This is a genomic window from Corallococcus llansteffanensis (genome assembly GCF_003612055.1).
Taxonomy (GTDB): domain Bacteria; phylum Myxococcota; class Myxococcia; order Myxococcales; family Myxococcaceae; genus Corallococcus; species Corallococcus llansteffanensis.
Genome location: NZ_RAWB01000335.1, coordinates 1 through 11,137, shown reverse-complemented (window position 1 = coordinate 11,137; position 11,137 = coordinate 1). Strand labels below are relative to the sequence as shown.

At 69.4% G+C, this 11,137-nt stretch carries 8 protein-coding genes and 1 pseudogene; 4 read left to right on the top strand and 5 right to left on the bottom strand.

The genetic code is table 11. The features are described from left to right. Positions 1–260: pseudogene (locus D7V93_RS27015) on the top strand (ABC transporter permease); the annotation flags it as partial. A 7-nt stretch (positions 261–267) separates the two neighbouring features. Further along, on the top strand, positions 268–1,059 hold the full coding sequence (locus tag D7V93_RS27010; protein ID WP_120646137.1) for an ABC transporter permease: 792 nt from the start codon (positions 268–270) through the stop codon (positions 1,057–1,059). On the opposite strand, the gene D7V93_RS27005 is transcribed toward D7V93_RS27010, so the two are convergent. The 3 genes from D7V93_RS27005 to D7V93_RS26995 form a co-directional block, all read right to left on the bottom strand. Next, positions 1,056–3,998, bottom strand: a complete 2,943-nt coding sequence (locus D7V93_RS27005) for an NACHT domain-containing protein (RefSeq protein ID WP_120646134.1) — start codon at positions 3,996–3,998, stop codon at positions 1,056–1,058. The genes D7V93_RS27010 and D7V93_RS27005 overlap by 4 nt on opposite strands. After that, positions 3,995–5,179, bottom strand: coding sequence for an RNA-binding domain-containing protein (locus tag D7V93_RS27000; protein WP_147451351.1), 1,185 nt, complete (start codon positions 5,177–5,179; stop codon positions 3,995–3,997). Before D7V93_RS27000 ends, D7V93_RS27005 begins: the two co-directional genes overlap by 4 nt. Positions 5,180–5,250: 71 nt before the next feature. Further along, positions 5,251–6,192, bottom strand: coding sequence for an MBL fold metallo-hydrolase (locus D7V93_RS26995; RefSeq protein WP_244237529.1), 942 nt, complete (start codon positions 6,190–6,192; stop codon positions 5,251–5,253). A gap of 130 nt (positions 6,193–6,322) precedes the next feature. Here D7V93_RS26995 and D7V93_RS26990 point away from each other — a divergent pair, with 130 nt between their 5' ends. Further along, entirely contained in the window at positions 6,323–8,488 is a 2,166-nt protein-coding gene (locus D7V93_RS26990; RefSeq protein ID WP_244237528.1) for a Kelch repeat-containing protein, read from the top strand. Positions 8,489–8,505: 17 nt separating this feature from the next. Here D7V93_RS26990 and D7V93_RS26985 read toward each other — a convergent pair whose 3' ends face one another. Further along, entirely contained in the window at positions 8,506–9,414 is a 909-nt protein-coding gene (locus D7V93_RS26985; RefSeq protein ID WP_120646131.1) for a helix-hairpin-helix domain-containing protein, read from the bottom strand. A gap of 168 nt (positions 9,415–9,582) precedes the next feature. Between D7V93_RS26985 and D7V93_RS26980 the strand changes: the two genes are divergently transcribed. Continuing rightward, the gene (locus D7V93_RS26980) at positions 9,583–10,698 is read left to right on the top strand and encodes a hypothetical protein (protein ID WP_120646130.1); all 1,116 of its coding nucleotides are present in this window, start codon (positions 9,583–9,585) and stop codon (positions 10,696–10,698) included. A gap of 22 nt (positions 10,699–10,720) precedes the next feature. Here D7V93_RS26980 and D7V93_RS26975 read toward each other — a convergent pair whose 3' ends face one another. Continuing rightward, positions 10,721–11,122, bottom strand: coding sequence for a RidA family protein (locus D7V93_RS26975; protein WP_120646135.1), 402 nt, complete (start codon positions 11,120–11,122; stop codon positions 10,721–10,723). Positions 11,123–11,137: the final 15 nt, after the last annotated feature.

Here is an 11,137-nt window from a genome sequence, read left to right as displayed (position 1 = left end):
TCTACATGGTGCTGTACTTCGTGTGCTCCGGTTACATGTTCCCGGTGGAGTTCTTCCCGCCCGGGGTGCGCACGGTCATCGACGCGCTGCCGTTCCGCTACCAGATGGGGCTGCCGGTGGAGCTGATGACGGGGGCGCACGCGACGGGGCCGGCGCTGGTGTTGCTGGCGAAGCAGTGGGGCTGGGTGGCGGGCCTGGGCGTGGTGGCGACGCTCGTGTGGCGGCGGGGCCTGGCGCGCTTCGCGGCGTTCGGAGGGTAGGGTGCTGATTCCAAGGCGATACCTGCGCCTGCTGGGCGTGCAGCTCAAGGCCTCCGGCCTGCTGGCGCTGCAGTACCGCGCGGACTTCCTGGCGGAGGGGCTGACGTCGCTGGCGTGGACGTTCACGGCGCTGGCGCCGCTGTTCGTCGTCTTCGGCGCGCGGCCGAGCATCGAGGGTTGGAACTTCCACGAGTCCCTGCTGGTGGTGGGGTGGTTCACGCTGTTGCAGGGCGTGTTGGAGGGCGCCATCAGCCCCAGCCTCACGGGGGTGGTGGAGCACATCCGCAAGGGGACGCTGGACTTCGTGTTGCTCAAGCCCGCGGACGCGCAGTTCCTGGTGTCCACGCAGCGCTTCCTGCCGTGGCGCGCGGTGAACGTGCTGTCCGGCGTGGGGCTGTTCGTCTACGCGTTCGTGTCGCTGGGGCGCTGGCCGTCGTTACCGGGAGTGCTGGCGTCGCTGGTGCTGCTGGGGACGAGCGTGCTGTTGCTCTATTCGCTGTGGATCCTGGTGGTGAGCGCGGCGTTCTTCGTGGTGAAGGTGGACAACCTCACGTATCTGTTCACGTCCATCTTCGACGCGGCGAGGTGGCCGTCCTCCGTGTTCCGGGGCGTGCTGGCCCTCGTGTTCACGTTCATCATCCCGCTGGCCCTGATGACCACGTACCCCGCGCTCGCGATGCTGGGGCGGTTGCCGTGGACGTGGCTCGTGGGCGCGGTGGTGGGCTCGGTTGTCTTTGCCTGGGTGGCGCGCCGGGTGTGGTTGATGTCCATCCGGCACTACACGTCCGCGAGCAGTTAAGTCGGGGCGTGGGGGGGCGAACGCAGGCCCGCCGCGTTCGCGATCATCCAGATTGCGTTCATCGCAGCATCGGCCTCCTTGGTGATGCTCGACTGCGCCAGACGTGTCAAAGGCGCGATTGCGTCCAGTCGGTCCGTACTGCCCAACGCATGGATCGCCGCGATACGCTTTTCCTCGTCGGAAGCTTCCAGCATCTGGATCAGCACGTCCGGAGGAGGAACTGCGGAGGGTCGCGAGAGAGCACTGTCCGGTGCGTCCTGGAGCACTGTCGCGAGGGCGGCCAAGTTCGTATTGGACGAGCCTTTCCATCTGCGCAGCATCGATGCCTTCTCTTCACTTCCCACCCATGAGTAGGCGAGCATCGCGATGGGGAGTGCCTGCTCACTTCCCCGGCCCAGAAGGATTTCGAGCGCGTCGGCGAAATGCTTGGGATGAGCGATCATGATGCCGATCGCGGCCTCAGTCTGGAGAGCAGGGCTTCCATCCAGGAGGAGGGCTCGCAAATCATTGAACGACTCGACAGAGCGCTGTTCAATCAGCAACGCTGTTGCGGCCGAACGAACCTCAGGCGCAGGGTCAGTACGCATCGTAGTGAGGAGCTGGGATGTCCTCTCTGGGTTGAGAAGCCCGATGTAGAGGAAGGCATTGGCGCGAACCCTGGGCAGTTCACTGTGAGAGAATCGTTCAAGAACCGGTGAAAGCCGCGAGGCGAAGTCAGAGAGTTCAACGTCTCTTAGTGCAGGCTGGCTAATCAGCGGCGGCATGGCGCAGAGCCATTCGCAGAACGTTTGTGCAATCCTGGCTTGCATGGAAGCGGGGAGTGCATCACCCGCCTCCGCCGCGAAGAGGGCCGCTGCTGGAACGTGCACCCGAAGGGTCTGGGTCAGAACCTGCCGGGGGCCGGACTCCTGGCGCTCCAAGACCTGCTGGATGAACCGGCGCGTGGCTTCCGGTCGTTTTTGGACGAGCGCCATGTATCCAACACCGAGCCGCAGGACTTCCTCCCAGCGTGGATCGAACAAGTGAGCCAGTGCCACCTTGTCGAAGGTCTCACTGGCATGCAGTCCGACAGCCGCGAAGAACTCCTGGAAGGTCAGGTGCAGGAAGCCCCATCGCTTGGGACCCCGCTCCATGAGGATCTGCACGTCCTGCCCTGCCCGCAGGAGGAATTCCCGTGCGGAGCGCTCTGCTTCTTCGCGCGAGATTCCGTCCCGCTCCTGGAGGGCTGTCGCCAGGGTTTCAATGACGAAGTCTTCCGGCGCGACGCCGTTCGGCCACTGACGGTGCATCTCCAGCGCGAGCCGTCCGAGGATGGGAACCGCTTCCTCTTCGTAGCGGATCTGGGCTTCTTCACCCTCGGCCGCGATGAGCCTGCGCGCTTGGCCCCAGGTTTCGCAGAGGGTTCTCGCGAAGATCTCGTAGGCCTGGACGCGGTGACGGGGAAGCTGGCCTTCCGCACGGTGGATGAGGGCCAGCGATGCCAAGATGAAGGGATTCCGTGACAGTTCGTGGAGCCGCTGGTTGGCGAACAGTGCCTTCAGTAGTCGCTCTGACTCACGGTCCGCCGTGACGTCATCTGGGCGTCCTTCTTCCCACTGTCGGTAGGCCCGGTGGAACGACCGGACATAGCGGCGCACCTGCTCGTCCTCGAACGCTCCGAGTTCGACTTCGACGGCATCGGGCAGCGCCAGCCCGACGTAGCCCACCTGCCGTGCCGAGGCGATGAAGCGATTGCGAGGATAGCGAGCCGCGAAGGCTTCCAACCATCGCATGAGGTCAGCGCGGGCCTCGCTTCGCACCTCGTCGAGCCCATCCAGGAGCACGAGACAGTCACCCTGTTCGAGGCGCCGCTCCAGGAAGCCTCGAAGGCTGGCCTCGTCCGACGAGATGCCTCTTGAATGGAAGAGGTGCGCGAGCGCCTCGACCACGGAGGTGTCTGCTCCCAATGTCGAGCGAACCTGGGCCAGATGCCCGACGCTGACGAGCAGGGGCAGCGGAGGTGCTGTGCTTCCCAGGGCCGCATGCATGGCCAGCGGCCCTCCCGCGCCCACCACCGCGAGCCAGCGCAGCAAGGTGGTCTTTCCCGAGCCCGGGTCTCCCAGCACCACCAGCGAGTGATGACGCTGGAAGGCCTGCTCGAAGGCCATACGTTGTGCTGGCAGGTACGTCGTCGCCTGCTGCACGGATTCCGTCAATTGCCCCAGTGGAGCGTCGAGTCCGCCGTCCCTCAAGAGGTCGGACGACAGTTCGACTGAGGGCGTGGGCTTCCTCCGGACCTCGACGGACGGCATGACGAAGACGTCGAAGATGTCGAGGCTGGGCGGCTCCTTCTTCTGGAGCCGGAAGCCGACGTAGTGAAGTCGCCGCACCGAGGGGCTGGTCAGGTCTCGCAGCAGCTCTTCCCACAGGTTCTCCCCATGGGCGGACGCCTGCGGAGGAAACTGCGCCGCCAGTAGCCCATCCCCATCCAGATGCGCTGGTGGTGAGAGCTGTCGCCGTACGTCGTCCTCCAGCACCCGGTACACGTCAGGGGATACGGCGATGGCGTTCTCGGGGGTCTGTGCCTGAAGCCGCTCACAGAGGCTCAGCGCCTGTTCTCGCAGTGACTCCTCATCCCCGGTCACCGCCGCATGCAGCGCGATGCGGGAGGGCAGTGCCAGGTCCATGAGGATTCGCTCGCGCAGCAGCTTCGCCGCATCGAAGGACTTCCTCGCCAGGTCGGGACCGTTCGCACCCGTCAGTGACAGGTTCCAACTTCCCGCACCGACCTCTCGCAGGTCTGCTTCCTCGAACTGCTGGGCGATGTAATGGATGCCTGCGACGAGCCGGGCCTTGAGGACCATGGAGGACACTTCGTCCTGCGGCAGGTCCACCTGCACCCGGATCACCGCGAGCACGGGCGAAGCATTCTTGGGAAGGTCCGTGCCGTCGTGGCTCATGCGCTTGCCCGCGTCGTCCAGAGCACCAGCTTGAAGTGGCCCGCCACCAGTTCGATGGTGGGCTCCTTGAACCCCTTCTCACCCAGCACCCGCACCATGTCGGGCACTCCGAAGCCCAGGTTCTCCCGCCGCTGGGCCTTCGCGAGGAGCGACGCCAGGATGGGATTGCGCTTCTGGCTGATGCCTCCCTGCCGGATGTTCTCCAGCGTCAGGTGGTTCAGGAGGTCGCCGGGGTTCATGATCTCGATGCGGTCGTCAAAGATGCTGATCCGGATCTGCGATGCCGGCTTGTAGTCCCGATGGGTCACCGCGTTGAGGACCGCCTCCCGGATGACCTCCACCGGCAGGCCATCTGCGACGCGCAGCATTCCCTCGACATGGGAGGGCGCCGCGATGTTGCGCTGGATGAAGGCACTGGCCTGATCAATCTGGTCGAGCAGCCGTCCCTCCATCTCCTGCCGGTCCAGGAAGGTGCTCGACACGGTCGTGCCCTGGACACGGACCGCGGAGATCCGTGCATCCAGCAGCCACCGCGTGGGCTCCTTGCCGAACATCAGGATGCCGGCCACGGTGGGGGCTCCCGTGCGTTCCAGGCATTTGAGCGCGGACAGGTACGGCCGGATGTTCTGCTCGGGGGCCTGTCGCGGATAGGCAATCGCGAAGAACGCGCGCACCGCCTCCGTATCAAGGTCCTCCACGGTGGCCCCGTTCATCTCCTGTTCGTCGAAGTAGGCGTTCGTGGATTGGAGCATGCGGACAAGCTCCTCCCGCTTCGCTTCCCGCGAGCGGTTGCCATCCCGGACGTAATAGACCCTGCCCGCGCGGTGCGGGCGGCTGGGGCTGAACGCGGGAACCTCCACCTGGAGGAGGGTCTGCCCCTGGTGCTCCCGCTTCTGGATCGCGCAGATGAGGGGCGGCTCAATGCGGTCCTGGCAGAGCTGGCTCACCTGCATCATGAGCGTGTCGGTCTGCTTCCGGTCTCCGGTGCCGCTCACCGTCCCGTCATCCTCGACGCCGATGAGCACCAGCCCGCCCTTGGTGTTGGCCATCGCGGCAATGGCCTTCGCGATGTCCTCCGCATCGAACTTGAAGCCCTTCTGCACGACGCTCTTGAACTCGGTCAGCGAGTCCTCGCCCAGGCGCAGCAGTTGCTCCAGCATCTCGTCGGTCTTCGGTGCCACGGTGAACCTCAAGGTTCGGACGACAGTCCTCCTCCGAAGGTAACACCGGGGCCGCTACCGCACAGGAAGGACTACGGCGCCGCGGTGGTGGAGGGCCGGGGCGCCTGCCGGGCCCACTCCCCGCGCACCAGCGCGGGCAGGAACTCCGGGTAGTGGTGGTCGGGAAAACGCCGGGTCAGCTTCTGCGTCACCGTCCCCAGCGGGTCGCTGCTGGGATGGGCCGCGTGCCGCTCCGCGCGGACCTCCTCCATCACCGCCTGGAGGTACTCCGTCTGCGCGTCCAGCAGCTCCGGCCCTCCGGGCAGCCCCCGGCCCGGGTGGATCCACTTCGGCTTCAGGGCTCGCAGCTCGTCCAGCCGCTGGAGCCATTCGTCCACGCGGCCCGCTTCGAACCAGGGGTGCGTGGCCCTCGCCACGAGGTCCCCCGTGAACAGGTGCCCCTCCCATTCGATGACCACGTGGGCCGCGCTGCTCCCCGCGCCCAGGACGTGCGCCTTCAGCGTGAGGCCCGCCGCGCTCAGCTCCCGCGTGCTGTCGCCGAAGCCGTCCGCCAGCACCAGCTCCCGGGGGTAGCGGCCGTTCCAATACTTCTGGAAGAGCGTGGGCGCCCACTTCTCGTGGACCGCGGGGATGAGGGCCCGGACCGGGTCGGACGTGAGGACCGGAACACCCAGCTCCTTGAGCAGCGCCGTTCCGTTGAAGCGGTCCGGGGTCGGGTGGAGGATGAGCGCCAGCTTCACCTCCTTGCCCGTCACCTCCTTCGCGAACGCCAGCTGCTTGCGCAGCGCGGACGGGAGCAGCTGCGTGTCGATGAAGACGAGCCCCTCGGGCCCTTCAATCCAGTAGGAGGCCGTCTCCATCGACCACTGGGACGAGATGAACTCACCGACCCGGAGGTCCCCCTGCTCCTGGACGGAGTGGGAACGGTAGTGGGTCGGGATGGCAGGCTGGGCCGCGCCGCAGCCCGACAGCAGGAGCCCCAACGATGCCCTGATGACCGCTTTCATTGTCATGGGCATCAATTCTACTCACCCGGAAATGCACTGAAAGGGATTCGCCGGTGGTGTCTTCCTTTGAATTGGGTTAATGGGCCGCCCCCCACGGCGGAACGCCGTTCCCCCTGCAGCGAAGGATGTCCCCCCGATGAACCGTCTCCGTTCCAACGGCCTGCTGGCCGCGCTCACGCTTGCGTGCGCAGCCGCCTGTTCGCCCGATGGGCAGTCGTTCGTGTCCACCTCCGCCGCGCTCGTCGACACGTCGACGTGGACCGCCGCCGGCACCATGGCGTCGGTGCGCGTGGACCCCACCGCTACCCTGCTGCGCAACGGCTATGTGCTCGTCACCGGCGGAGGCACCTCGGCCGCGGAGCTGTACGACCCCCGCACCGGCCGCTGGTTCTCCCTGGGCGCGATGTCCACGAGCCGCGAGCGCCACACCGCGACGCTGCTGCCTTCCGGCCGGGTGCTGGTGGTGGGCGGAGGCACGTCCGCGCAGGGCGCGGCGGGCTCGGAGGTGTTCGACCCGGACACCAACACCTGGACTGGCGTGAGCGGACTGGACCTGCCCCGCTCGCAGCACACCGCGACGCTGCTGCCGACGGGACAGGTGCTCATCGTGGGCGGCGACAGCGGCGCCGGGAACGCGCTGGCCACCGCGCTCCTGTACGAGCCCACGAAGAACGCCTGGGTGACCACCTCCCGCATGGCCGCGGCCCGGCTGGGCCACACCGCCACGCTGCTGCCCAACGGGCAGGTGCTCGTCACCGGCGGCCGCGACAGCGCCAACGGCGAGGTGCTGTCGTCCTCGGAGCTCTATGACCCTCCGTCCGGGACGTGGCTTCCGGCGATCCGCATGGGCACCCAGCGCACGGGCCACACCGCGACGTTGCTGCTGTCCGGTCAGGTGCTCATCGCCGGTGGCTTCGCGGGCAGCCTCGCCACCGCGACCTCGGAGCTGTACGACCCGGCCACCGGTACCTGGTCGACCGTGGGGCAGCTGCCGTCGCTCTGGGTGTTCCACACCGCCACGCTCCTCACCTCCGGTCAGGTGCTCATCACCGGCGGCTCCAACGGTGGCCAGCCCTACCTGGACCTCGCCGCCCTCTATGACCCGAACACCGGCACCTGGAGCCAGACGGCGCCGCTGACCTCGCGCCGCATCAGCCACGCGGCCGCGCTGCTGCCCTCGGGCGAGGTGCTCGTCCTGGGCGGCGTCTCCCAGGCCGGCTCACTCAACAACTCCGCTGAACGCTACCGGCCCTCCTCGCTGCCGTGGAGCCCGGCCAAGAGCCTCGCCACCGCGCGGGCGCAGCTCACCGCCAACCGGCTCCCCTCCGGCGCAGTGCTCGTGGCGGGCGGCTCCGCCACCGGCGGCGGCGCGCTCTCCAGCGCCCTCTTGTACGACGAGACGACGGACGCCTGGAGCGACACCGCCGCGCTGGGCACCGCGCGCTTCCTGCACACCGCGACCACGCTGGGCGATGGCCGGGTGCTCGTCACCGGGGGGCAGAAGGACGCGTCCACCTGGCTGTCCTCCACGGAGGTGTACGCGCCCGCGACCGGCACCTGGACGCAGGTGGCGGAGCTGGGCACGCGCCGGGCCCGGCACACCGCGACGCTGCTCGCGGGCTCGGGACGGGTGCTGGTGACGGGCGGCGCCACGGGCTCGGCCGCATCGTCCAGCCTCGCGAGCGCGGAGCTGTTCGACGCGAGCACCGGCACCTGGAGCCCCACCGGCCCCATGGGCCGTGCGCGCGCGTACCACGCCGCGGTGCCGCTGCCCTCGGGCGAGGTGCTGGTGATGGGCGGCCTCTCCACCGGCACCGAGTCCCTCACCGCCAGCGCGGAGCTGTACGACCCGGCCACCGGCACCTGGCGGCCCACGGCGCCCCTCACGACGGCGCGCTATGGCCACGTCGCCGTGCTGCTGGCGGACGGCCGTCGCGTGCTCGTGGTGGGCGGCTGGGGGGCGGACGGCGCGCTGCGCTCCGCGGAGGTCTACGACGTGGCGCGCGGCACCTGGAAGAGCGTGGCGTCGCTGAACACGCCGCGCTACCTGCCGCACGCGGTGGTGCTGCCCTCCGGGCGCGTGCTGGTGGTGACGGGGGAGGGTGGCTCGGGACTGGGCGTCCTCGACTCCGCGGAGGTCTACGACGCCGCCACGGACATGTGGACCCCGGCGGGCACCCTGTCCATGCGCAACACGCACCACGCCCTGGCCGTGCTGCCTTCCGGGCGCGTGCTCGTCGCGGGCGGCAGCAACAGCAGCGGGCCGCGCTCGGGCTCGGACGTGTACACGCCCGCGCGCTGAAACACCGGCCCGGGGTTTCAGGCGCCCGCGTGCGGCGCTTCAGGCTCCGCGCCGCGCCGGCCGAGGTAGTGCGCGATGCACTCCGCCTCGCGCCCCCGCACCACGCGCCGCCCATCCAGGGGCCCGCCGTGGGCCGTCACCACGGTGCACTGGCCTTCAATGTCGTCCTGGTCGAAGTAGAGGACCACCCAGTCGTGGGTGGTCTTCTGCTGGTGCGCGAGCGCCGTGTTGGAGAACAGCGCCCGCATGTTCCAGCCCTCCACCTGCTCGCGCAGCACCGGCAGCCAGGCCTCGCCGGACGGGTTGAAGCGCTTGGGCGCGATGCGCCGCAGCTCGCCGGCCTCGGCCCTCCGCCGGTAGTCCGCGTCCACCCGCAACAGCAGCGCCACCGAGGGGCGCGGCCCGTCCTCGGGCCCGTGGGTCCGCACCCGCTCGCGCTCCCGCCGGTTGCGCCCCAGCCGCGCCGCCAGCACCTCGCGCACCTGCTCCGCGCGCCGGGGGCCGAAGCCCTCCACCCGCTCCAGCCGCCCGTCGTGCGCCGCCAGCTCCAGCGCCTCCAGCGTGGTGATGCCCAGGTCCTCGTGGATGCGCTTTGCCAGCTCCGCGCCGATGCCGGGCACGCTGGCGAGCAGGCCCTCGGGGGACACCTCACCCTCCAGCCGCTGGAGCAGCTCCATCCGTCCGGTGCGCACGAACTCCGCGACCGCCGCGGCGATGCTCTTGCCCACCCCCGGCAGCTCGCGCAGCCCTACCTCCCCCTTGCTGGCGAGCAGCTCCGCGACGGAGTCCGGGTGCTGCGCGAGGGTGGCCGCCGCCTTGCGGTACGCCGCCACCCGGAAGGGCATCGCGTCCTGCGTGTCCAGCAGGTCCGCGACGCGCTCCAGCGCATCCGCGATGTCGATGTTGCTCTTCCATTCGACGCCCATGGTACCTGGAAGGTAGGGCCTCCCACGGGAGACGGCCACCCCGGGGCGCCGACACCGGCGCACACGCTCCCCCAGCACGAAAAAATTCCCCGCCCGCAACCGGCGCGCCCGGGCCGGGTTGGAGAGGACAGCAGGCAGTCACGCGAACCTTTCGACCTGGAGATGACGATGCGCTGGAACAAGACGTTGGCGGTGGGTGCGGCCCTGGTGCTCTCGACGGCGTGCGGCGGGGTGGATGATCAGGAGGCCATGGAGTCGCTGCCGGACTTCGCGGGCACGTCGCTGGAAATCAACACGGAGGCCCCGGCGCAGGACGGCGCGGCGCTCATCGCGCAGGACCTGCGGGAGACGGAGGCCGCGCTCGACGGCGAGGGCGCCGCGATGCTGGAGGGCGCCCGCATGGAGGTGAAGGCGCTCAACGATGCGCTGAGGCAGGCGCTCGTGCCCGTGGCGGAGCTGGTGAAGAAGTCCGCGGACGCGAAGCCCGGCGACGTGCTGGTGTACGGCCCGCAGGACCGCGCCAACGCCACCTTCAAGCTCACCGTGCGCAAGGGCGTCGCGAAGCGCTACCAGTGGAAGCTGGAGGCCCGGCCGCTGGGGTCCACGGATGACACGGCCTACAAGCTGGTGGCCGCGGGCGGGCTCAAGCGCGACGGCGAGGCGCACCGGGGCCGGGGCACGCTGGCCATCTCCCTGGACAACCTCAAGGCGGTGGCGCCGTCCTTCGCGGGCCAGGGCCGGCTGATGATGTCCTTCGCGCACTACGGCCAGGGCAGCAAGTCGCTGGCGTACCGCCTGGCGAACTTCACCCCGAACCCCGCCGCGCACGACGCCGTCACCGGCGCCTTCGTGGGCCACAAGCTCCAGCCCTCCGGCATCACCCGCGCGCGCGTGCTGGGCGCGTACAACCTGCCCCACACCGCCACCGCCGCGAAGGAGAAGGTGCTCACCTCCGTGCGCCACATCCCGCAGCTGGGCGGCCGCGCGGACCTGCGCGCCTGGGGCGGCGACATCCCGGCGAACACCTTCTACGTCGGCAGCGCGTGCTGGGATGTCCAGGAGAAGGAGGTCTTCCGCGTCCTCTTCCAGTGCACCGGCGGCGGCCGCGCGGAGTCCTGCACGGAGGTGGCCGGCAGCCGCGTGGGCACCTTCCAGGACTGCCGCGGGCCGGAGCTGCGCGGCGACGTGACGGCCCCCACGGGCACCGGCGAGGACGCGTCCCCCGAGCCCGGCAACCCCGGCGCGCCGGACGACGTGCCCACGGACGTGACCGCGGAGTTCTGAAGCGTCAGCCGCTTCAGTTCCTTCAGCCCAGGGCGGACGCCACCACGGCGTCCGCTTCGATCTCCACCAGCATCCGCGGGTCGATGAGCGCCTTCACCTCCACCATCGACGTGGCGGGGCGGATGGCCGCGAAGCATTCCCCGTGCGCGCGGCCGACCTCCTCCCAGCGCGAGATGTCGGTGACGTACATGCGCGTGCGCACCACGTCCTCCATCCGCGCGCCCACGGCCTCCAGGGCCGCGCGGATGTTGGCGAGCGCCTGGGCCGCCTGCCGGTACGCGTCCCCCTCGCCCACCAGCATCCCGGCCGCGTCCGTGGCGGTGGTCCCGGAGACGGACACGAAGGGGCCCACGCGCACCGCCCGCGAGTAGCCCACGCGGGGCTCCCAGGGGGTCCCGGTGGCATGGAGGGTGCGCTGCGGCATGGCGTGCTCCTGGGG

Coding starts and splice junctions, on each gene's coding strand:
- D7V93_RS27005 (WP_120646134.1), bottom strand. CDS start 3,998: ATGAGCCACGACGGCACGGACCTTCCCAAGAATGCTTCGCCCGTGCTC.
- D7V93_RS26995 (WP_244237529.1), bottom strand. CDS start 6,192: ATGACAATGAAAGCGGTCATCAGGGCATCGTTGGGGCTCCTGCTGTCG.
- D7V93_RS26990 (WP_244237528.1), top strand. CDS start 6,323: ATGAACCGTCTCCGTTCCAACGGCCTGCTGGCCGCGCTCACGCTTGCG.
- D7V93_RS26985 (WP_120646131.1), bottom strand. CDS start 9,414: ATGGGCGTCGAATGGAAGAGCAACATCGACATCGCGGATGCGCTGGAG.
- D7V93_RS26980 (WP_120646130.1), top strand. CDS start 9,583: ATGCGCTGGAACAAGACGTTGGCGGTGGGTGCGGCCCTGGTGCTCTCG.
- D7V93_RS26975 (WP_120646135.1), bottom strand. CDS start 11,122: ATGCCGCAGCGCACCCTCCATGCCACCGGGACCCCCTGGGAGCCCCGC.